Here is a 22,098-nt window from a genome sequence, read left to right as displayed (position 1 = left end):
ACGGCTTCCGACCATCGAATGGTCGGAAGCCGTCAATCCGTGGTGGAGCGTGGAACGCCGCGGTTGGGGACGGGCTGCGGCTAGGGGCGCGTCGCCGTTGCGGCCGCCCGGGCCGCTGCCGGCAGCGCCTCGAGGATGCGACCGACGGCCTCCTCGTCGTGCGCCGCGGTGAGGAACCACGCCTCGAACACCGACGGCGGCAGCGCCACCCCGGCGTCGAGCATCGCGTGGAAGAACGGCGGGAACCGCCAGCCCTCCTGCGCCTGCACCTGCGCGTAGTCGCGCGGACCAGCGGGCACGTCGTGCGGGAGGGCGTCGAGGCCGGGAGTGTCGGCCGCCCCCGCCTGCCACGTCCCGAACGCGACCGAGAACAGCGAGCCCGCCCGCTGCACCGAGTGCGCGACGCCCTCGGCGTCGAGCGCGGCCGACACCGCGTCGGACACGACGCGCGAGACCCGGTCGACGTGCGCGTACACCGCAGCGTCCGCGAGGCGCAGCGTCGCGAGCCCCGCCGCGACCGCGACCGGGTTCCCCGACAGCGTGCCCGCCTGGTACACCGGCCCGAGCGGCGCGAGATGGTCCATGACCGACGCCCGCCCCCCGACCGCCGCGACGGGCATGCCGCCGCCGACGACCTTGCCGAACGTCACGAGGTCCGGCTCCCAGCCCTCGCGCCGCCCCTCGAGACCCCACCATCCGGCCGCTGAGACGCGGAAGCCCGTGAGTACCTCGTCGAGCACGAGCAGCGCACCGTGCTGCGAGCACAGGCGCCGCAGCGCCGCGTTGTAGCCGGGCGCGGGCTCGATGACACCCATGTTCGCGGGCGCTGCCTCGACGATGACGGCCGCGACCCGCCCCGGGTGGGCGTCGAACGCCGCGGCCACGGCCGCGACGTCGTCGTACGGGACGACGATGGTCTCGGCGGCCGTCGCCTCCGTGACCCCCGCCGAACCGGGCAGCGCCTGGTTCGCGACGCCCGAGCCTGCCTGCGCGAGCAGCGCGTCGAGGTGCCCGTGGTAGCAGCCGGCCATCTTGATGACGAGCGGCCGGCCGGTGACGCCGCGCGCGAGGCGCACGGCCGTCATCGTCGCCTCGGTGCCCGTCGAGACGAGCCGCAGCTTCTCGACGAACGGCACGCGCGCGATGACCGCGTCGGCGAGCTCGGCCTCCGCGACCGTCGGGGCGCCGAACGACAGGCCGCGCGCGGCGGCCTCCTGCACGGCGGCGACGACCTCGGGGTGAGCGTGCCCGAGCAGCGCCGGACCCCACGACGCGACGAGGTCGGCGCGCTCGACGCCGTCGACGTCCGTGACGTACGCGCCGCGCGCAGAACGCAGCATGCGCGGCGTCCCGCCGACCGACCCGAACGCCCGCACGGGTGAGGACACGCCGCCCGGCAGGACCCGCTGGGCATGGGCGAAGTCGGACTCGTTGCTCACAGCAGCTCCCTCACCTGCGGGTTCTCGACAGCCTCGAGGGCCCAGTAGGTGGCGACGAGGTCAGCGCCCGCGCGCTTGATCGCCGTGAGCGACTCGGCGATCGTGCGCTCGCGGTCGATCCAGCCGATGGCCGCGGCGGCCTCGACCATCGCGAGCTCGCCCGAGACCTGGTACGCCGCGACGGGCACGTCCGAGCCCGCGGCGACGTCGGCGAGGACGTCGAGGTAGAGGCTCGCGGGCTTCACCATGACGATGTCCGCGCCCTCGGCGATGTCGAGCGCGACCTCGCGCTGCGCCTCCCGGCGGTTGGCGGGGTCCATCTGGTAGGTCCGACGGTCGCCCGTGAGCGTCGACTCGACCGCGTCCCGGAACGGTCCGTAGAGCGCGGAGGCGTACTTCGCGGCGTACGCGAGCACGGCCGTGTCGGTGCGCCCGGCGTCGTCGAGGGCCTCGCGCACCGCCGCGACCTGGCCGTCCATCATCCCGGACAGGGCGACGACGTCCGCGCCGCGCTGGGCCTGGAGCACGGCCATGCGTGCGTAGCGCTCGAGAGTCGCGTCGTTGTCGACCGAGCCGTCGGCGCGCGGCACGCCGCAGTGGCCGTGGTCGGTGAACTCGTCGAGGCAGACGTCGGTCATGACGACGACGGCGTCGCCGACCTCGGCCTTGACGGCGGCGGTCGCGACGTTGAGGATCCCGTCCGGGTCGGTCGCGCCGGAGCCGACGGCGTCGCGCTCGAGCGGCACGCCGAAGAGCATGAGCCCGCCGAGGCCGGCCTCGGCGACGCGGACGGCCTCGCGGCGCAGCGAGTCGAGGTCGTGCTGGACGACGCCCGGCATCGACATGATCGGCGCCGGCTCGGTGAGGCCCTCCTTGACGAAGGCGGGCAGGACGAGCTCGCGCGGGTGGACGCGGGTCTCGCTCACGAGGGCGCGCAGCGCGGGGGTGCGGCGCAGGCGGCGGGGGCGGTCGTAGGGGGTCATGGTTCTCTCCACTCGTCCGGGGTCTGTTCTCATCCTTGCAGGCGGGCATGTCCGAGGCGTCCCGACACCGCGCCAAGGTGCAGCGACGACTACGAGTCGCTGTCGCCGGCCGACTCGTCGGCCGCCAGCGCCGTTCGATGGTGCTCCGGGCCTACGAGTCGGGGGAGGGGGCGACGATCCGTCGGACTGCCGCGACGAGTGCGGGGACGTCGGGCGTCGTGGCCTCCGTCTCGACGCGCAGGCCGAAGGTGCGTGCGGTCGTCGTCGTCCGTGGGCCGATGCTCACGACCCGCCATGGCGGAGCTGGGACGTGCCCGGTGAGCGTCGCCCAGGTCTCGGCGGTGCTCGAGGACGTGAGGACGACGACGTCGACGTCGAGCGCGCCCGCGGGCAGCGCGGTCGCGAGCTCGGTGACGTACGCGTCGGGCGCGTCGACGTGCCACCCGGCGGCGCGGAGCCCGTCGACGAGCTCGGGCCGGGCGATCGCGGACCGGGGTGCGAAGGCTCTCACCACCCGCCCCTCTTCCTGACGGATTGACGCTGTTCCCCCGTTCGATGGGGGGACAGCGTCAATCCGTCGGGAAGGCGGGGAGGCGAGCGCCGCGAGGAGGCCCGTGGCCGTGCGGTCCCACTCCGGGACGACATCGACGTCGAGCCCGGCCCGTCGCGCCCGGCGCGCGGTCGACGGTCCGACGGCCGCCACCCGCGTCGTCGCCGGAACCTGCACGACGCCCGCCGGCGACGCGTCGACGAGGGCGTCGACCGTCCGCTCGGACGTGAGCACGAGCCAGTCGTACCCGCCCTCCGCAAGCCTGACCACACCGGCGAGGAGCGGCGCGGAATCCACAGGCGGGCCGAACGTGATGAGCGGCGCGACGACCGGCTCGAACCCGGCGGCCTCCAGCGCCGCCGCGAGCTCGCGCCCCGCCCGCCCGCCCCGCGGCACGAGCACCCGCGCGCGCCCCTGCTCGGGGATGTCCGCTCGACCGGCTGACCCCAGCGCCCGGTCCGGTGGTTGCGCAGGAGAGGGGGCGGACCCGTCGACGCTCACCGCAACGGCGCGATGTCGGCGGCGCCCATCTCGAAGATGATCTCCGCGAGGTTGATGCCGAGCGACTGCGCGCTCTCGACGGCGGCGGCGAGGTCGTACGTGCCCGCGCCGACGACCGGGCCGCTCTGCGACGCGCCGTGCCGCAGCACGCGCGTCCCGTCGAGCGACGCGACGACGACGTCGAGGTCGATCTGCATGCGCGCCCCGTCCAGAGAGACAGCAGCGAGCGCCCCGACGGGTGCCGCGCACCCGGCCTCGAGCCGCGCGAGCAGCGCGCGCTCGGCGGTCGCCGCGAGCCGCGACGGCACGTGATCGAGCGCCGCCAGCCCCGGGATCTGGGCGTCCGTGCGGGTCTCGACGGCGAGGACGCCCTGCCCGGGCGCGGGCGTCATGACGGACGGGTCAAGGGGCTCGGTGACGAGCGCGGTCCGTCCGATGCGGGCGAGACCTGCGGCGGCGAGCACGACGGCGTCGAGGTCGGCGTCCGGCCCGAGCGCGCGCGCGATGCGTGTGCCGACGTTCCCGCGGATGTCGACGACCTCGAGGTCGGGCCGAGCCGCGAGCAGCTGCGCGCGTCGCCGTGGCGATCCGGTGCCGATGCGCGCACCGCGCGGCAGCCCCGCGAGGGTGAGGCCGTCGCGTGCGACGAGCGCGTCGAGCGGCGACTCGCGCGGCGGCATGGCGGCGACAGTGAGGCCGCGGGCGGGCGCGGTCGGCAGGTCCTTGAGCGAGTGCACGGCCACGTCGATGCGTCCGTCGAGCAGCGCGTCGCGCAGCGCGGCGACGAACACGCCCGTCCCGCCGAGCTGCGCGAGGGACGCGCGCGTCGTGTCGCCCTCGGTCGTCACGTGGACGGTCTCGAGCGCGAGCGGGGTCCCGGCCGCGCTCGCGGCCGCGCTGAGCGCGTCCGTGACGTGCCCGGTCTGGGTGCGCGCGAGCTCGGACGCGCGGGTCCCGACGCGCACGACACTCATCCGACGTCCTCGGCGACGACGGCCCGGACCGAACCGCGCGGGTCGGTGCAGCAGTCGGGCCGGCACCTGTCGTACCAGGGCCCGAGGACGCCCGCGGCGCCGCACGTCGCCTGCGTCGCGGTGCGCGTCGGGGCGGCGGTGCGCTCGGCGACGAGGTCGACGAGCCCGGCGACGAACGCGGGGTGGACGCCGGGCGTGGGGACGCGCTCGCCCAGGATGCCGAGCGAGGCGCACGTGGCGAGGGCCTCGGTGTCGAGGTCCCAGAGGACCTCCATGTGGTCGGAGACGAAACCGAGGGGCACGATGAGGACGGCGTCCGGCCGCTCGTCGGGGTCGGCGGCGAGCTCGGCGAGGCGGTCGTTGATGTCGGGCTCGAGCCAGGGGGTGCGCGGGTCGCCCGAGCGTGACTGGTAGACGAGCTCCCACGGCACGGTGTCGTCGACGGCGGCCATGACGGCGTTCGCGACGGCGTAGTGCTGGGCCTCGTAGGCGCCGCCGTCGGCCCAGCCGACGGGCCCGTCGGTGCCGGTCTGGGGTCCGGTGACCTCGGCCGCGGCGGTGGGGATGGAGTGGGTGCAGAAGAGGACGCGGACGTCGGCCGACGCGTCGTCGTCGCCCGAGGCGGCGCCCGAGGCGGAGGCTGCGGCGGCGCGCAGCCGCCCGAGCGCCCCGCGCACGCCCTCGACGAACGGCGCGACGAACCCGGGGCTGTCGAAGTACTGCCGCACCTTGTCGATGCGGAGCGTGCCTGCGAGTCCCGTCGACTCGAGCGCTCCCGCGAGGTCCTCGCGGTACTGGCGGCAGCCGGAGTACGAGGAGTAGGCGGAGGTGACGATCGCGAGGAGGTGCCGGTGGCCCGCGTCCGCAGCAGAACGCAGGGTGTCGGCGAGGTAGGGGTCCCAGTTGCGGTTGCCCCACAGGACGGGCAGGTCGAGCCCGCGCGTCGCGAGCTCGGTGGCGAGCGCCGCGCGGAGCGCGCGGTTCTGGTCGTTGATGGGGGAGACGCCGCCGCGGGCGCGGTAGTGGACGGCGACCTCCTCGAGGCGCTCGTCGGGGATGCCGCGGCCGGCGGTGACGTTGCGGAGGTAGGGCAGGACGTCGTCCTGGCCCTCTGGCCCGCCGAAGCCGACGAGGAGCACGCCGTCGTATGCGACGGGCTCCGAGGGCTCGACCGGCGGCAGCTGGGCGGCGATCTCGGCGAGGTAGTCGTCGAGGTCGACCTCGACCTCCTCGCAGCCGTCCTCGCCGCACGCGCACCCGTGCGCGTCGTCGTGCGCGGAGCCGTGCGGGTCCGCCGCGGGGACGAGCGGAAGCAGCCCGCCCCGGAAGATCTCGTCGTCGCTCATGCGACGTCCAGAAGGATCGCGGCGAGACGCTCGATGCTCACGTTGCGGCCCGTGTAGAACGGCAGCTCGTCGCGCACGTGGCGGCGGGCCTCGGTGTAGCGCAGGTGGCGCATGAGGTCGACGAGGTCGGTGAGCTCGTCGGCCTCGAGGCCGAGCAGCCACTCGTAGTCGCCGAGGGAGAACGCGGAGACGGTGTTGGAGAGCACCTGGGGGAACTCGCGGCCCTTGATCCCGTGGTCGGCGAGCATCGCGCGACGCTCGTCCTCGGGCAGCAGGTACCAGTCGTAGGACCGCACGAAGGGGTAGACGGTGAGCCAGTCCTTGGGCTCGGTGCCGCGCATGAAGGCGGGCAGGTGGCGCGCGGTGAACTCGGCGGGACGGTGGACGCCGAGGGCGTTCCACGTGGGCAGGAGGTCGCCGAGCAGGACGGACGTGCGCAGGGTGCGCAGCGCGGCCTGGAGGCCCTCGGCGGTGGGGCCGGTGAGCCAGACGATGACGTCGGCGTCGGCGCGCAGGCCGGACGCGTCGTAGAGGCCGCGGAGGTCGACGCCCTCGGGGAGGTCGTCGACGAGCGCGCCGAGGTCGTCGGACGCGGCCTCGAGCAGCGTGACGACGGTGTCCTGCGGGACGGACGTCGCGGACGCGTCGACCTCGTCACCGAGGAGGCGCGTGAGGAGCGGCTCGGCGGCGGGGTCGCGTCGGAGGACGGCCCAGAGGGTGTAGGCGACGGGCTCGGGACCGTCGTTCGTGGACGTGGGTGCGCCGTACGCGTCGTTGCTCATGGGATCGATTGTGGTCCCGTGCGCGCCGGAGGGGAAACGCGGCGAGGGAATTCTCGACGTGACGGGGATCAGGAATGACGTCGTGACAACGGCTCAGAAAAGCGCCCGAGGAATGCCGGCGACATTTCCAGGAAATGTCGCCGGGCTCAGCCGCGGAGCGCCGGGGCGATCCGCCGGGCGTCCGCGACGACGGACGCGAGCCCCGTCCCCGCGACCCACGCCCCGGTGACGTGCAGCCCGCCGACGTCGTCGAGCACGGCGCGCAGCCGGGCGACGCGTGCCGCGTGCCCGATCGCTGCGAAAGGGAGCCCCGCACCGAACCGCACGACCTTCGCGCCGACGACGTGCGCGGGTGTGAGCGGCACGCCGAGGAGCTGGCCCGCGTCGTGGAGCCCGGTGCGTTCGAGGGACGTCGCGGACGCGTCGCCCGGGTCGGGGTCGCCGCCGAGCCGCCCGTAGGAGAGGCGCACCGCGTGGTGGCCGCTCGGCAGGGCGTCGCGCACCCAGTCCCACTTCGCGCTCGAGTGCGTGAGCGCCTTGGCGCGCACGCCGTGCGCGGCGTTGACGCCCGACGCGACGAGCACTCCCGTGCCGCGCGGCGCGGAGTCGAGCCGCGGGTCCGCGAGCACGAGGGTCACGAGGCACACGTGGCCGTGCGGGATCTCGGGCAGCACGCTCGCGGGCACGTGGGCGCCGAGGAGTCGTGCTGCTTCTCCGGCGGTCGTCGCGACGACGACGTCGTCGGACTCGAGGGTGGCCGTCGCGCGGGCGCCGACGGCGTCCTCGAACGAACCGCGCCGCGCGGGGCCGAGGGTGTGGACACGCCAGCCGTCGTCCGTGCGCTCGAGGCGTTCGACGTGCGTCGAGCGTCGGACGTCGACGCCGCGGGCCACGAGGTCGGCGAGGAGCGCGGCGACGAGCGTGTGCATGCCGCCGCGGAGCCCGGCGACGGCGGAGCCGGCGGGGGCGGCGGAGCGCAGCGCGGCGGCGGCCGCGACGAGGGATCCGTGCCGGGCGACGCCCTCGCGCAGCCCGGGGGCGACGGCGTCGACGTCGAGGAGGTCGGCGGACGCGGAGTGGACGCCGCCGGTCACGGGCGCGACGAAGGCGCGCAGCACGTCGTCGCCGAGTCGCGCGCGCACGAGGTGCCCGACGCTCACGGCGCCGTCGTCCCCGGACCCGCGCGTCCCGCGCGACCCGCGCGTCCCGACGGACGCGGGCAGCGCGGCGTCGAGCCGCGCGCGCAGCCAGGCGCCCGTGCCGAGCGTGCGCCGCACGGTCTCGAGGTCGCCGGGGATGCCGAGGACGCCCGAGCGGGGCAGCGGCATGAGCGCGTCGGGCGTCCGCACCCACGCGGGGGCTCCGGCCGGCGTGACGATCTCGCCCGCGAGCCCGAGCTCGTCGAGCAGGTCGCCGACGGCGCTCGAGCGGGTCGCGAAGGACTCTGCGCCGCCGTCGAGCGTCACGCGCTCGAACGGGGAGTCGTCGGGGCACTGCGGATCGGCGCCGTCGAGGCCGCCGCGCTCGACGACGAGCGGGCGGACGCTGCCGCCGACGTCCGCGGACGCCTCGAGGAGGACGACGGTGCGTCCGGCGAGCGCAAGCTCGCGCGCGGCGGTGAGGCCTGCGACGCCTCCTCCGACGACGATCGTGCGGCTCATCAGTCCTCCTGCTGCCACGCGTGGACGGTGCGGGCGATGCCCGTGAGGGCGTCCGGGTCGGCGTCGGGCGGGACGCCGTGGCCGAGGTTGACGACGTGCGCGGGTGCGGCGAGGCCGCGGCGCAGGACGTCGTGGACGTGCGCCTCGAGCGTCGCACGCGGGGTGAAGAGGAAGGAAGGGTCGACGTTCCCCTGGAGCGGCGTCGCGTGCCCGAGCAGCGCGGACGCCTCGTCGAGCGGCGTGCGGTGGTCGACGCCGACGACGTCCGCGCCGACGTCGCGCATCGCGGCGAGCAGGTGGCCCGTGCCGGTGCCGAAGTGGACGACGGGCACGCGCTGCCCGTCGACGTCGAGCGCGCGCACGGCCTCGAGCGCGAGCGCGGAGAACGGGGCGACCGACTCCGAGTAGGCGGCGAGGGACAGGGAGCCGGCCCACGAGTCGAAGAGCTGGACGACGCTCGCACCGGCCCGCACCTGCGTGACGAGGAAGTCCGACGTGACGCGCGCGCACCACGTGAGCAGGCGCGCCCAGAGCTCGGGGTCGGCGTGCATGAGCGCGCGTGCCGCGAGGTGGTCGCGCGAGGGGCGACCCTCGACGAGGTACGCGGCGAGGGTGAAGGGCGCACCGCCGAAGCCGACGAGCGGGGTGTCACCGCACCCGGACGCGCCGGGGTCCGCTGCGAGGCCGGCGACGGTGAGGGCGACGGCCTCCGCGATGGGCGCGAGCGCCGCGTCGTCGAGGCTGAGCTCTTCGAGCCGCGCGACGTCGTCGGCAGTGCGGACGGGCGCGCCGAGCACGGGCCCGACGCCGGGGGCGATGTCGACGTCGACCCCCGCGAGCCGCAGCGGCACGACGATGTCGGAGAAGAAGACGGCGGCGTCGACCCGGTGGCGACGCACGGGCTGAAGCGTGATCTCGGCGGCGAGCTCGGGACGCAGGCACGACTCGATCATGCCGACGCCCTCGCGGACGCGGCGGTACTCGGGCAGGGAGCGACCCGCCTGGCGCATGAACCAGACGGGGGTGACGTCGGGGCGGTCGCCGCGAAATGCACGTACGGCGCGCGAGGAAGATGTCGTTCCGTCAGCAAGGGGATGCGTCGCGAGATTCACAAGAACTGATTGTGCCGCGAATTCGTGTCGGTGGTTCAATCATTCTCACCGTGAACATCTGGTCCTTCTCCGCGTCGCACCGCGACCTCGATCTCGACCTCCTCGAGAGGCTCGGGTTGGTGGGTCCGGGGCTCGCGCGCGACGTCGTCGCGCCCGCCCCGGGCAGGGGCGTACCCGGGACCGGTGACGCCCCCACGTCGGGTGCCGACGCCCCCGCGGCGCGGGGCGCCGTCGTCCTCACGACGTGCAACCGCGTCGAGGTCTACGTCGAGGCGGACGGCGCGGCTGAGGCGACCGCGCGCGTCGAGGAGGTCGTCGGTGCGACGACGGGCCTGCCGCGCCACGCGGTCGCGGCCGCGCTCACGCGCCGGGCCGACGGCGATGCCGCGCGCCACCTGCTGCGCGTCGCGTCGGGCCTCGAGTCGATGGTCGTCGGCGAGCGGGAGATCGCGGGGCAGGTGCGACGCGCGGCCGTGCGTGCGCGCGCTCTCGGCACGTCGACGCCTGCGCTCGACCTCCTCTTCGAGCAGGCGTCGCGCACGTCGCGCCGGGTCGAGGTCGCGACGGGCCTCGGGACCGTCGGTCGCTCGGTCGTCGGCGTCGGGCTCGACCTCGCGGGCGCGAGCCTGCCGCCGTGGCGGCAGGTGCGAGCCGTGCTCGTCGGCACGGGCTCGTACGCGGGCGCGGCGTTCGCGGCGCTGCGCAGCCGAGGGGTGCTCGACGTCCGCGTGCACTCGCGCTCGGGCCGCGCGGAGGACTTCGCGAGCGCGCGGGGCGGGGTGGCGGTCGACGGCGACGGGCTCGTCGACGCGGTCGCTGACGCGGACCTCGTCGTCTCGTGCTCGGGGCGCGTCGGGCACGTGCTCGACGCCGCGGGCGTCGCGGCGGCGCGCGAGCGTGCGACGGACCGGGCCGAGCGCCTTGCGCACGAGCCTGACCCGCTCGGGCGTCCGCTCGTCATCCTCGACCTCGCGCTGCGCCGCGACGTCGACTCCGCGGTCGGGGACGTCGACGGCGTCCTCCTGCTCGATCTCGCGACGATCGGCGCGCACGCCCCCGCGGCGGGCGCTGGTCCCGTCGCGCAGGCCGACGCGCTCGTCACCGACGGTCTCGACGAGCTTGCGCGGCGCGAGCTGCGACGGCGGGTCGACGCGGCCGTGCGCGAGGAGGCGCTCGCGCTCACGGCGGTGGCCGAGCGCGAGGCGTCGGTCGCGTCCCGCGAGCCGCGCGCAGCGCGTCGCGAGGCCTTCGCCCGGCGGCACGCGGCGCTCCTCGCCGCCAAGGCCGCGGCCGTCGCCAGGCTTGCACGCTGACATGTAGGGGCTCGCACCCTGGGAACTCCCGACGTACGGTGGTGAGGCCTGTGCGCGGCCGAGCCGCGCGGGGGACGCTGCTGACAGGAGCGGCAGCACGGACGACGACGCAGTGGACGGATGACGACGATGTGGGCCGACGCACGACGCAGGACCGGCACGACCGCACGAGCGGGGACGCGCCGCACGACCGCGCTCCTGTGCGGGGCGGCACTCGTCGTCGGGCTCGGGATCCCGCCTGCGCAGGCCGTGCCCGCGACGGTGCCGGCCGTCGCGCCCGTCGCGGCGGCACCCGTCGCCGCCGCGAACGACGACGAGGGTCAGACCTTCGACACCGCGCTCGGCCTCTTCGACGCCGGCCGCATCATCACGGACGAGGTGTTCTTCGCGGGCGCCGACCTCAACGCGTCGCAGGTGCAGAGCTTCCTCGAGTCCAAGGTCGCGACGTGCGCCGCGGCCGACGGCCCGACGTGCCTCAGGGACTTCCGCCTCACGACGGCGTCCGTCAAGGCGAACTCCTACTGCCGCGCCTACACGGGGGCGAAGAACGAGCGGGCGTCGACCGTCATCGCCAAGGTCGCCGCTGCGTGCGGCGTGAGCGCGAAGTCGCTCGTCGTGCTCCTGCAGAAGGAGCAGGGTCTCGTCACCGCGACCGCGCCGACGCAGCGCCAGTACGACGCCGCGACGGGCTTCGCCTGCCCTGACTCGGGCGGCTGCAACCCCGACAACGCGGGGTTCTTCAACCAGATCTACGGGGCGGGCCGCCAGTACCAGCGGTACGCCAAGGAGACGGACATCTACAACTGGCGTCCCGCGGGCGAGACCCACGAGATCCAGTACCACCCGAACACGAGCTGCGGCACGCGCACGGTGACGATCGACAACGTGGCGACCGCGGGCCTCTACTACTACACGCCCTACACCCCCAACGCTGCAGCCATGGCGGACCTCTCGGGCTCGGGTGACGCGTGCTCGTCGTTCGGCAACCGCAACTTCTGGCGCCTGTTCACGCAGTGGTTCGGCTCGACGACGATCGGCGTCACGGGTCCGGTCCAGACGGCGTGGCTGCGTGCCGGCGGCGTCGACGGCAGCTTCGGGAAGCAGCGGTCGAACGCCCGCTGCTCGGCGGGATCGCCGCGCTACTGCGCGCAGACGTTCGCGGGCGGCACGATCGCCTCGGCCGGGTCGACGGGCTTCACGATGGCACCGGGGGTCCTGCGGACGCGCTGGGTGACGGACGGCTCGGAGAAGGGTGCCCTCGGCTGGCCGCGGGCTGCTGAGCGGTGCGGGGCGGGCGGTGTGTGCTCGCAGAGGTTCACGGGCGGGTACGCGGCGACGTCGCCGAGCACGGGCACGCACGCCGTCCTCGGGCGGCTCTCGACCGTGTGGGTGGGGTCGGGCGGCAGCAACGGCTCGCTCGGCCTGCCGCGCGCCGAGCAGAGCTGCACGAGCGCCGGGAAGGCGTGCACGCAGCGGTTCCAGGGCGGCTACGCGACGACGCACCCGACGTACGGCACGCGCACCGTCACGGGAACCTTCTCCTCGCGCTGGGTCCGTACGGGCGGGCGCAACGGCTCGCTCGGCTGGCCGACGACCTCGCGCTACTGCTCGAAGGCCGCGGGCGGGATCACGGTGTGCGCGCAACGCTTCGCCTCGGGTGCGATCACGTCGCACACGCGGTACGGGATCCAGCACGTCAACGGCCGGATCGGAGCGGAGTGGCTCGCGAAGTTGAAGGCGGGTCGTTCGGTCGGGTACGCGAAGGCTCCGACGAGCTGCCGGAAGAGCAAGGGCGTCAACACGTGCCGCCAGGAGTTCTCGACGGCGACGCTCGTCTCCCGCACGGGCAAGGCCACGGTCGCCGTCACGGGCATCAACCGCACGCTGTTCCTCAAGAACGAGAAGAAGCTCGGCCTGCCGACCTCGAACCTCACGTGCACGGGCAAGGGCAAGAAGAAGGTGTGCACGCAGTCGTTCGCGAAGGGCAAGATCGTCAAGAAGGGGTCAGGCCCGACGAAGGTCGTGCTGGCGCGCCGCTGACGACGGTCCACTGGGCGCGCTCACACTCGCAGCCGACGTCCAGCCAACGTCGAGGTTCGCGGCAGGCCGCCACGGTGAACTCAGGGTGAACACACCCCAGCGATCCCTGGAGCCTGCTGTGCAGCACCTTCCTCTTGTCCTCGCCGATCTTGTCGCGATCAGCGTCCTCGTCCTCGCGCTCTACTACCCGCGCCACCGTCGCAAGGACCTGGTCGTCGCCTTCTTCGGCGTCAACGTCGGGGTCATGGCGGTCGCGGTCGTCCTCTCGGGCACGACGGTCGGTGCGGGGCTCGGGCTCGGGCTCTTCGGTGTCCTCTCGATCATCAGGCTGCGGTCGACCGAGCTGAGCCAGCGCGAGGTCGCGTACTACTTCGTGGCGCTCGCGCTCGGGCTCGTCTCTGGTCTCGGGGCGACGAGCCTGCCGGTGGCGATCACGCTTCTCGCGGGGCTCGTCGCGGTCCTCGCCGTCGTCGACGCGCCGGGGGTTCTCGCGCGTGACAGGGAGCGGCTCGTGGTCCTCGATGCGGCGTACGCGGACGACGCGGCGCTCGGGGATGCCGTCGAGCGGCTGCTCGGCGTGCGGCCGCACACGCTCGACGTGGTGCGGCTCGATCTCGTCAACGACTCGACGACGGTGATGGTCCGGTTCCGTGAGCCGCGCGGGGGCAGGGTCGCCGCGGTGGCTGCGGCGCGGCCGGACGCGGTGACGGCGTGAGCGCGGCGCTGCTCGACGCCCCGGCGTGGGCCGGCGTCGTCGAGGGTCTGGCGCCGGTGGGGCTCGACGAGCTCGTCGTGACGGCGGGGCTGCTCGCGCGGGTCGACCGGAAGTACGTCGTGCCGGTGCCCGTCGTCGCGGAGGTCGTCGGACGCCTTGCGGGCGTGCGGGTCCTCGACGTCGGCGGCCGCCGGGCATCGGCGTACGGGTCGGTGTACTTCGACACGCCGGACTTCACGTGCTTCCGCATGTCGGCGTACGCGCGCCGCCGTCGGGTCAAGGTGCGCTCCCGCACCTACCTCGACACCGGGGACGCGTTCACGGAGGTGAAGACGCGTGGGCCGCGCGGGCTCACGGTCAAGGACCGTCAACCGCGCGCAGGTGCGGACGACGTCCTCGGGACGGATGACTGCGGCTATGTGGCGGAGGTCCTGCGTGCGCGGGTGCCGTCGGACGGGGCTCCCGCTCCGCGGGAGCTCGCGCCCGTGCTGCGGACGACGTACAGGCGGACGACGCTTGCGCTCCCGGACGGTGCTCGAGCGACCGTCGACCTCGATCTGGTGTGGCGCGATCCTGAGGGCACGGCCGCGTGCGGTGTCGAGGGCGTCGCTGTCGTCGAGACGAAGTCGCCCGGCGGCGCGACGGTGCTCGACCGGGCGCTGTGGCGCGAGGGTGTGCGGCCCTCGCGGCTGTCGAAGTTCGGTGCGGGCCTCGTCGTGCTCGATCCGTCCCTCCCGGCGCACCGGTGGTGCTCGACGCTCCGTCGCCTCCCGCTGCACGCGGCCTGAGCCGCGCGGCGCTCCCGCGGCCTCGGCCGCGACACCTCGTTCCTGCCGTGGCCCGTCGGCCAGGCACCCTCTGCGTGGAAGGTCCTCTCATGACTCGTCCGAACCCCTTCAGCCCTTCGACCCGCCCTGCGCGTCCGGACGGGCGCGCACGTTCCGGCGCCGGGCGGCGGCTCGCCGCTGCGACGCTCCTCGGTCTCGGCGGTGCGTCGGTGCTCGCAGGCTGCACCGGCGACGCGTCCGCGACCGACCCTGTGGATCCTGAGACGCTGAGCGCCGCCGAGGCGGCGGCGATCGTCGCAGACGCGTCGCTCGACGCCACGACGGTTCTTGCGGAGAATGCCCGTGCCTCGGTGACGACGCCCGAGGAGTGGGCGTCCGACGCCGTCGTCGACGTCGTTCTCGCGGGCGACGGCGCGACGACGACGGGTGCGGGCGTGACGTCGTCGGGGAGCGTCGTGACGATCTCTGCGGCGGGCGTCTATAGGCTCTCGGGCGAGCTGGCCGGGTCGGTCGTCGTCGCGGCGCCCGACGACGCGCGCGTCGTCCTCGTGCTCGACGGCGTGAGGATCACGTCGCCGAGCTCGGCCGCGATCGCGGTGACGAGCGCGGACGATGTCGTCCTGCACCTGGCCGACGGCTCGACGAGCACGCTCGAGGACGCGAGCTCGCGCGCCGACGGCGACGAGGCGGACGCTGCGGTGTGGTCGGACGCCGACCTCACCGTGTCGGGCTCGGGCGCGCTCGCCGTGACGGCGCACGTCAACGACGGGATCGTCTCGACGGACGACCTCGCCGTCCTTGACGGCACGCTCACGGTGACGGCGGTCGACGACGGCCTGCGCGGCAAGGACGCCCTCGAGATCCGCGGCGGGTCGGTGACGATCGACGCGGGCGGGGACGGCCTGACGAGCGACGAGGACGAGGACATGACGTCGGGGACCGTGACGCTCACCGGCGGTGACATGGTCGTCACCGCGGGTGACGACGGTGTGCAGGCGTCGACGGACGTCGTCGTCACGGGCGGGTCGCTCACGGTGTCAGCGGGCGGTGGGGCGGACGGCGTGAGCTCGGCGTCCGCGGACGCGGACGCGGAGACGGCAAAGCCTCACGGTGTCACGGCGGGCGTCCACCTCGTCGTGGCTGGTGGCGTGCTTGACGTCGACGCGGCCGAGGACGCGCTCACTACTGACGGCGCGCTGCGCGTCGAGGGCGGGACCCTCACGCTCGCGGCGGGGGACGACGGTCTGCACGCAGACACGGCGCTGACGATCGCCGCGGGCGAGGTCACGGTGACGCGCTCCGAGGAGGGCGTCGAGAGCTTCGCGATCCGGGTCGAGGGCGGGACGGTCGACGTCACGGCGTCGGACGACGGCTTCAACGCGTCGGGCGACGTGCCGGGGACGGCGACGACGACGGGGACGGCCGACCCGGGCGCCGGTGCGGCGCCCGGGTCGGGCCCGGGGGGCGAGCGCCCCACCGACATGCCGACCGACATGCCCACTGACATGCAGGGAGGCCCCCCGGGCGACGGCGGTGCGCGACCCGAGATGCCCGCCGGCGGCGGGCCCGGCCAGGGCGGCGGACCTGACGGAGCTGGCGGCCCTGGCGGGGGTGGCGGTTCGGAGGCCGACGGCGGGCAGAGCCTCGTCGTCGCGGGCGGGACCGTCACGGTGAGCGCGGGTGGCGACGGCCTCGACTCGAACGGCTCGCTCACGGTGAGCGGGGGCACCGTCGTCATCGGCGGCTCGCGCGACCCCGAGAGCGCGTTCGACACCAACGGGACCTTCGCGCTCACGGGCGGCACGGTGCTCGCGACCGGAGCGATCGGCATGAACGAGGTGCCCGATGCGGACGCCTCGACGCAGGCGTGGCTGCAGGCGAACCTCACGACGACCCTCGCCGCGGGCACGCGACTCACCCTCGTCGACGCGTCGGGCGCCGAGATCCTCACGCTCACGGCGTCGGGGACGGCGACGCAGGTCCTCGTCTCGTCGGCGGACCTCACCGACGCGGCGAGCTACACGCTCACGGCTGACGGCTCGACGGTCGCGACCGTCGTCGCGGGCGAGGCTCCCGCGGGAGGGCGCGGCGGCCGGTGATCGGCGCGGGGCGCGGCACCCGGTGCGCCGGGCGCGGTCACCTGTAGCGTCGCCTCATGAGGCTGGGAGTCCTGGACGTCGGGTCCAACACGGTGCACATGCTCGTCGTCGACGCGGAGCGCGGCCGTCCGCACGTGCCCGTCGCGAACCGGCGCTCGGTCGTGCGGCTCATGCGCTTCCTCGAGCCTGACGGGTCGATCGGCGCGGAGGGCGTCGAGCTCATCCTCGCGGGCGTCCGCGACGGTCGCGAGCTCGCGCGTGAGCACGGCATCGAGGAGCTGCTCGTCCTCGTGACGTCGGCGATCCGCGAGGCACCCAACGGTGGCGAGGTCATCGCGCGCATCGAGGAGATCCTCGGGGAACCGATCGGCATCCTCTCGGGCGAGCAGGAGGCCGCGCTGACGTTCCTCGCGGCGCGCCGCTGGCACGGCTGGGGCGCGGGACGCATCCTCCTGCTCGACATCGGAGGGGGTTCGCTCGAGGTCGCGTACGGGACGGGCGAGGTGCCGGACGTCGCGTTCTCGCTGCCGCTCGGTGCGGGACGCTCGACGATCCAGTTCCTCGACACGGACGTCTCGACGCCCGAGCAGGTCGACGCGCTGCGGCAGCACGCGCGGACGGTGCTTGCGGAGGCGCTCGCCGAGCTCGACGAGCGGCCTCGGCCCGACCACGTCGTCGCGACGTCGAAGACGTTCCGTTCGCTCGCACGGCTCGCGGGCATGCAGGTCGAGGCCGTCGGGCCGGACGACCGGTGGCGCCTGCGTCGGTCGATGCTCGCGGACTGGGTGCCGCGTCTGGCCAGGCTCTCCGCGCAGGGCCGCACGGAGCTGCCGGGCATCACGCCGGAGCGGACGTACCAGATCGTCGGCGGCGCGGTCGTCGCCGAGGAGGCGATGCGGGCGCTCAAGGTCGCGGAGGTCGAGATCTGTCCGTGGGCGATGCGCGAGGGCGCGATCCTGCGCCGGACCGACACGCTCTGAGCTCTCCGCGCGCTGGCGCTTCGCAGACCGCCGTACCGACGACGACGGCCCCGTCCCCGCATGCAGCGGGGACGGGGCCGTCGTCGGGGTGTCAGAGGTAGCGCTCGACGAGGGTGCTCGCGATGCCCGTGTACGTCGCGGGCGTCATGGCCTGCAGGCGCTCGGTGACGTCGGCGGGCAGGCCGAGCGTGCCGACGAACTCGCGCATCTCGGGGCCGGTGACGCGGTGGCCGCGCGTGAGCTCCTTGAGCCGCTCGTAGGGGTTCTCCATGCCCGCGACTCCCGCGACGCCGGCGGCGCGCATGGCCGACTGGATGGCCTCGCCGAGAACCTCCCAGTTGTGGTCGAGGTCGTCGAGGAGCGTCGGCGCGGAGACGGCGAGCGCGGTGAGACCGCGGGCGACGTTGTCGATCGCGAGGAGCGAGTGACCGAAGGCGGTGCCGATGTTGCGCTGCGTCGAGGAGTCCGTGAGGTCGCGCTGCATGCGGCTCGTCACGAGGGTCGCGCCGAGCGTGTCGAGGAGGGCGTTGGAGATCTCGAGGTTGGCCTCGGCGTTCTCGAAGCGGATGGGGTTGACCTTGTGCGGCATCGTCGACGAGCCGGTCGCGCCGGGCACGGGGATCTGCGTGAAGAAGCCGAGCGAGATGTACGTCCACACGTCGGTCGCGAGGTTGTGGAGGATGCGGTTGAAGCGCGCGACGTCGGCGTAGAGCTCGGCCTGCCAGTCGTGCGACTCGATCTGCGTCGTGAGCGGGTTCCACGTGAGGCCGAGGTGCTCGACGAAGGTCTCCGAGACGGCGGGCCAGTCGGCGCCGGGGACGGCGGCGAGGTGTGCGCCGTACGTGCCGGTCGCGCCGTTGAGCTTGCCGAGGTACTCGGCGCCCGCGATGCGGCGGGTCTGGCGTCGCAGGCGGTGCGCGAGGACGGCGAGCTCCTTGCCGACGGTCGTCGGGGTCGCGGGCTGCCCGTGCGTGCGCGAGAGCATGGGGACGTCGGCGTGCTCGCGGGCCATGTCCGCGATCTGCTCGACGAGCGCCTCGGCGGTGGGCAGCCACACCTGGCGGACGGCGCCCTGGACCATGAGCGCGTAGGAGAGGTTGTTGATGTCCTCGCTCGTGCAGGAGAAGTGGACGAGCTCGCTCACGGACGGCAGCGCGGTGGCGTCGCCGAGGACGCCGGGTGCGGCGGCGATGCGGCGCTTGATGAAGTACTCGACGGCCTTGACGTCGTGGACCGTCTGGCGCTCGATCTCGGCGAGCTCGGCGATGCCGGCGGCGCCGAAGTCGGAGACGATCGCGCGCAGGTAGCCCTTCTCGTTCTCGGAGAGACGGGCGGCGCCCGGGACGACCTGCTGGTCGGTGAGGTGGATGAGCCACTCGACCTCGACGTGGAGGCGCTCGCGGTTGAGCGCACCTTCGGAGAGGTGGTCGACGAGCGGTGCGACCGCCCGGCGGTAGCGGCCGTCGAGCGCCCCGAGGGCGATCGGCGGGTTCGCGTCGGCGAGGATGACGCGGTCGGTCACGGGCGTGGGCGTCGTCGAAGGCATGGCGGCATCCTCCCACGGGGGACGGACGTCGCGGTGGGGTCGTCCGGCCTGCGACCTGACCACAGGCGGCGCCCGCGGGCGCCTGTCCACGGATGTCGTCGTCCGGCGCGCGGGGAGTCGTCGACGCACCTACGTTCTCGGACATGACGGACGCACAGAGCCCCACCCTGCCCCTCCACCCTGCCCCTGACGGCGCCGAGCTCGCGTGGCTCGCCGCGCGGCTCGACCATGTCGGTGGCGCGCTCGCGTCGGCTCAGGTGACGCTCCGCGCGGTGGGCTCGACGACGTGGCGGTCGGGGGCTGCGACGCGCTTTCGCGAGCTCGTCGGGCTCCTGGGGGACGACCTCGAGCGTGCGACGGAGCAGCTGGCCGAGGTCGAGCGGACGCTGTTCTCGCTGAGGTCCGCCGCTGAGACGGCGGAGAACGTCGTCGGTGCCGCGCAGGCGGTGCGACCGTGAACGGCCGGTCTCCGGACGTGACGCTGCCCGGCCTCCCGGACGGGGGCCTGCCGCCGTCCGCGCTCGGCACGCTCCAGCGTGGCCTGCGCGGGACGGTGCCCTCGGCGGAGGCAGCCCCAGGCACGTCGAGGACGGACGACTACCGGCACACCTCCGTCCGCCCGGGGGCGGACGGTGCACCCCCGGGCTGCGTCGTGCCGTACGACGACGCGATCGCCCGCCCGGAGCCGCTCCCGCGCGGCATCTCGGTCGCGGGGGGCGTCACGGACGTGGCGGTCGACCTCGACGAGCTCGCGTCGCTCACGACGACGTTCCGCAGTCTCGCGGTGGGCCTGTCGGGCGCGGTGGACCAGGCGGCGAGCGCGGGCACGGACGTCGACGGGCTCGAGGGCCGGCTCTGCACGGCGCTCGCTGTCGCTTCCCTGCAGGACGCGGCGGCGTCGGCGTGGGGCGACCCGTCGACGGCCCGCGCCGAGGTCGTGGCCGGTGCCGCCGACACGCAGGGGGCGCTCGCGCTTCTCGGCACCACGCTGGGCATGGCAGCCGACGAGGCCGGCCGGCTCGCGGACGGGCTCGTCGGGGCGCGTGAGGTGTATGAGGAGGCCGAGGTGAACGCGCTGCCGCGCGGGGAACGCCCGATGTGGCAACGGCTCGTCCGGATGATCCCCGTGGTCGCCGGGGTCTCGGCGTTGTCCCGGGCCGCCGGCACGGCGTTCGACGGGACGCGTGACGGGGCCGAGCGGGCCGACCTCGCGACGCCGGCCCTCGACATCGTCACCGACCTGCGCGCACCGCTGTACCCGGTCGAGGTCGCTGGCCGCCTGCTCACGGGGCTGCCGGTGGAGCCGCTCTCGCGTGCCGGGACCGCGGACGTCCTCGTGCGCGGGGTCGACGAGCTCGTCGCGAAGCCGATGACGTACCTGTGGACGGGAAAGCTGCGTGAGGAGCTGCCGACGCCGGTCATGCGAGCCCGAGAGGTCGGGTCGAAGCCCGCGCGCGCAGGGTCGACGGCTGAGGCGCTCTCGACGCTCGACGCGATCAACAGGACGGCCCCGGAGGGTGCGGTCGGCGTGCAGCGCACCCTGCGGCGCGACGGCTCGAGCTCGTGGGTCGTCTACGTCCCGGGGAGCGAGGGCGCGATCAAGCCGTTCAGCAAGGGGTTCTGGGCCGCCGACCACTCCCGCACGTGGGGCGGCAACACGGGCGCGCTCCTGGGGCGGAACGAGCAGGCGATCCGCGCGGTCGAGCAGTCCATGAAGGTCGCCGGCGTCAAGGACGGGGAGAAGGTCGTGTTCGTCGGGCACAGCCAGGGCGGCGCGATCGGGGCGCTGCTCGCCGCGAAGCGTGGCTCGGGCGGGCTCGTCACCGTGGGTGCGCCTGCGGGCGGGATCGACCTGCCGGACGAGGTCGAGGCCCTGCACATCGAGGTCGAGGGCGACGAGGTGCACGAGCTCGACGGCCGGGACAACCCGGCGACGCTCACGCGCACGACGGTGACGGTGCGGCCGGACGAGGCCGCGGACGGGTCCCTCGTGCCCAGCGACAGCCTTCACTCGACGGGCAACGGCGCCGCCGCGGCGGCGGCGCTCGACGGCTCGCGCGTCACCGAGGCGATCGACGGGGTGCTCGCGGACGTCGGCGGTCGCGCGTCGGGCCCGCTCGCGAGGTCCCTTGCCGGACCCGTGACGATCTACGTGCCGGAACCCACGGGTGACTGAGCGAGGCTCAGGCGTCCTCGCGCCACGTCGCGGCGATCTCGCAGAAGAGGTCGGTGGCCTCGGGCTCGCCGACGCTCACGCGGATGCCCTCGCCCGCGAAGGGGCGTACGACGACGCCGGCGCTCGCGGCCTCGGCGGCGCGCGCGACGGTCTGCTCGCCGAGCGGGAGCCACACGAAGTTCGCCTGGGTCTCGGGCAGGTCCCAGTCCTGCGCGGCGAGGAGGCCGACGAGCCGGGTGCGCTCGTCGACGAGCTCGTCGACGATCTCGAGGAGGCGGTCCTTGACGCCGATCGCGGCGATCGCGGCGCGCTGTGCGACGTGGGAGACGCCGAAGGGCGTCGCGACGGCGCGGATGCCGGCGGCGAGGCGCGGACGGGCGACGGCGTAGCCGACGCGCAGGCCCGCGAGCCCGTAGGCCTTCGACAGGGTGCGCAGGAGGACCACGTTGGGGTGCGCGGCGTAGACGGCGACGCCGTCGGGTGCCTCGGGGTCGCGGACGAACTCGACGTACGCCTCGTCGAGGACGACGACGACGTGGCGCGGCACCGCGGCGAGGAACGCGTCGAGCTCGTCGGCGTGGACCGCGGGGCCGGTGGGGTTGTTGGGCGTGCACACGAGGACGACCTTGGTGCGCTCGGTGACGGCCGCGGCCATCGCGGGGAGGTCGAGCCTGCCGCCCTCGGCGAGTGGGACGTTGACGCCCGTGCCCCCGGCGACCTGGATCGCGATGGGGTAGGCCTCGAAGGACCGCCAGGGGAGGACGACCTCGTCGCCCGCGTCGACGAACGCCCCGAGCACGTGCGCGAGCACCGCGACGGAGCCGTTGCCGACGACGACCTCCTCGGCACGGACGCCGACCATGTCGGCGATCGCGGCGCACAGCTCGGTCGCGTGCATGTCGGGGTAGCGGTTGGTGTCCTGCGCGGCGTCGACGATCGCGGCGACGACGGCGGGGTGCACGGGGTAGGGGTTCTCGTTCGACGAGAGCTTGAACGAGGTCGCTCCTGCGCGGGCACCGGGGACGTAGGCGGGCAGCGCGTCGACCGCGGGCCGCAGCTGGGGGTTGTCGCTCACGGGGACAGCATCCCACTG

Annotated in this window: 18 protein-coding genes; 8 read left to right on the top strand and 10 right to left on the bottom strand. The window is 74.6% G+C overall.

Features of this window, described 5'->3' with window-relative positions; translation table 11 throughout:
* Positions 1 to 80 precede the first annotated feature (80 nt).
* From G7063_RS14125 to hemE, 8 genes are all read right to left on the bottom strand, one after another.
* Complete coding sequence (locus tag G7063_RS14125) at positions 81 to 1,439, bottom strand: glutamate-1-semialdehyde 2,1-aminomutase (protein ID WP_166414958.1); 1,359 nt, start codon at positions 1,437 to 1,439, stop codon at positions 81 to 83.
* Positions 1,436 to 2,422 carry a porphobilinogen synthase gene (gene hemB, locus G7063_RS14120; RefSeq protein WP_166414957.1) on the bottom strand — a complete coding sequence of 329 codons (987 nt, stop codon included), beginning with the start codon at positions 2,420 to 2,422 and terminating at the stop codon, positions 1,436 to 1,438. The genes G7063_RS14125 and hemB overlap by 4 nt, the downstream gene beginning before the upstream one ends.
* Positions 2,423 to 2,573: 151 nt before the next feature.
* Complete coding sequence (locus G7063_RS14115; RefSeq protein WP_166414956.1) at positions 2,574 to 3,374, bottom strand: uroporphyrinogen-III synthase; 801 nt, start codon at positions 3,372 to 3,374, stop codon at positions 2,574 to 2,576.
* A 95-nt stretch (positions 3,375 to 3,469) separates the two neighbouring features.
* On the bottom strand, positions 3,470 to 4,447 hold the full coding sequence (gene hemC, locus G7063_RS14110) for a hydroxymethylbilane synthase (protein WP_166414955.1): 978 nt from the start codon (positions 4,445 to 4,447) through the stop codon (positions 3,470 to 3,472).
* Positions 4,444 to 5,793, bottom strand: coding sequence for a ferrochelatase (locus G7063_RS14105; protein WP_166414954.1), 1,350 nt, complete (start codon positions 5,791 to 5,793; stop codon positions 4,444 to 4,446). Before G7063_RS14105 ends, hemC begins: the two co-directional genes overlap by 4 nt.
* The gene (hemQ, locus tag G7063_RS14100; RefSeq protein WP_166414953.1) at positions 5,790 to 6,575 is read right to left on the bottom strand and encodes a hydrogen peroxide-dependent heme synthase; all 786 of its coding nucleotides are present in this window, start codon (positions 6,573 to 6,575) and stop codon (positions 5,790 to 5,792) included. The genes G7063_RS14105 and hemQ overlap by 4 nt, the downstream gene beginning before the upstream one ends.
* A gap of 146 nt (positions 6,576 to 6,721) precedes the next feature.
* Positions 6,722 to 8,236 (bottom strand): NAD(P)/FAD-dependent oxidoreductase, encoded by a 1,515-nt coding sequence (locus tag G7063_RS14095; RefSeq protein WP_166414952.1) that lies wholly within the window; start codon positions 8,234 to 8,236, stop codon positions 6,722 to 6,724.
* On the bottom strand, positions 8,236 to 9,348 hold the full coding sequence (gene hemE, locus G7063_RS14090) for a uroporphyrinogen decarboxylase (RefSeq protein WP_166414951.1): 1,113 nt from the start codon (positions 9,346 to 9,348) through the stop codon (positions 8,236 to 8,238). Before hemE ends, G7063_RS14095 begins: the two co-directional genes overlap by 1 nt.
* Before the next feature lie 50 nt (positions 9,349 to 9,398).
* On the opposite strand from hemE, the gene G7063_RS14085 reads away from it, so the two are divergent.
* The 6 genes from G7063_RS14085 (at position 9,399) to G7063_RS14060 (ending at position 17,283) form a co-directional block, all read left to right on the top strand.
* Positions 9,399 to 10,661 carry a glutamyl-tRNA reductase gene (locus G7063_RS14085; RefSeq protein ID WP_166414950.1) on the top strand — a complete coding sequence of 421 codons (1,263 nt, stop codon included), beginning with the start codon at positions 9,399 to 9,401 and terminating at the stop codon, positions 10,659 to 10,661.
* Positions 10,662 to 10,781: 120 nt separating this feature from the next.
* Complete coding sequence (locus G7063_RS14080) at positions 10,782 to 12,701, top strand: LGFP repeat-containing protein (RefSeq protein ID WP_166414949.1); 1,920 nt, start codon at positions 10,782 to 10,784, stop codon at positions 12,699 to 12,701.
* 118 nt (positions 12,702 to 12,819) lie between these two features.
* The gene (locus G7063_RS14075) at positions 12,820 to 13,416 is read left to right on the top strand and encodes a DUF4956 domain-containing protein (RefSeq protein ID WP_166414948.1); all 597 of its coding nucleotides are present in this window, start codon (positions 12,820 to 12,822) and stop codon (positions 13,414 to 13,416) included.
* Positions 13,413 to 14,204, top strand: a complete 792-nt coding sequence (locus G7063_RS14070) for a VTC domain-containing protein (protein ID WP_240916113.1) — start codon at positions 13,413 to 13,415, stop codon at positions 14,202 to 14,204. Before G7063_RS14075 ends, G7063_RS14070 begins: the two co-directional genes overlap by 4 nt.
* 89 nt (positions 14,205 to 14,293) lie before the next feature.
* Positions 14,294 to 16,303 (top strand): carbohydrate-binding domain-containing protein, encoded by a 2,010-nt coding sequence (locus G7063_RS14065; RefSeq protein WP_166414947.1) that lies wholly within the window; start codon positions 14,294 to 14,296, stop codon positions 16,301 to 16,303.
* A 56-nt stretch (positions 16,304 to 16,359) separates the two neighbouring features.
* Complete coding sequence (locus G7063_RS14060; protein ID WP_166414946.1) at positions 16,360 to 17,283, top strand: Ppx/GppA family phosphatase; 924 nt, start codon at positions 16,360 to 16,362, stop codon at positions 17,281 to 17,283.
* 91 nt (positions 17,284 to 17,374) lie between these two features.
* Here G7063_RS14060 and purB read toward each other — a convergent pair whose 3' ends face one another.
* Positions 17,375 to 18,829: an adenylosuccinate lyase gene (gene purB, locus G7063_RS14055; protein ID WP_166414945.1), complete on the bottom strand. Its 1,455-nt coding sequence runs from the start codon at positions 18,827 to 18,829 to the stop codon at positions 17,375 to 17,377.
* Between the two features lie 143 nt (positions 18,830 to 18,972).
* Between purB and G7063_RS14050 the strand changes: the two genes are divergently transcribed.
* Complete coding sequence (locus G7063_RS14050; protein WP_166414944.1) at positions 18,973 to 19,287, top strand: hypothetical protein; 315 nt, start codon at positions 18,973 to 18,975, stop codon at positions 19,285 to 19,287.
* Positions 19,284 to 21,005, top strand: a complete 1,722-nt coding sequence (locus G7063_RS14045; protein WP_166414943.1) for a hypothetical protein — start codon at positions 19,284 to 19,286, stop codon at positions 21,003 to 21,005. The genes G7063_RS14050 and G7063_RS14045 overlap by 4 nt, the downstream gene beginning before the upstream one ends.
* A gap of 7 nt (positions 21,006 to 21,012) precedes the next feature.
* Here the strand turns inward: G7063_RS14045 and hisC are convergent, their stop codons facing one another.
* Positions 21,013 to 22,080, bottom strand: coding sequence for a histidinol-phosphate transaminase (gene hisC, locus G7063_RS14040; RefSeq protein WP_166414942.1), 1,068 nt, complete (start codon positions 22,078 to 22,080; stop codon positions 21,013 to 21,015).
* Positions 22,081 to 22,098: the final 18 nt, after the last annotated feature.

The organism is Sanguibacter sp. HDW7 (assembly GCF_011300875.1).
Lineage (GTDB): Bacteria > Actinomycetota > Actinomycetes > Actinomycetales > Cellulomonadaceae > Flavimobilis.
This window is presented reverse-complemented; position numbering and strand designations above follow the sequence as displayed.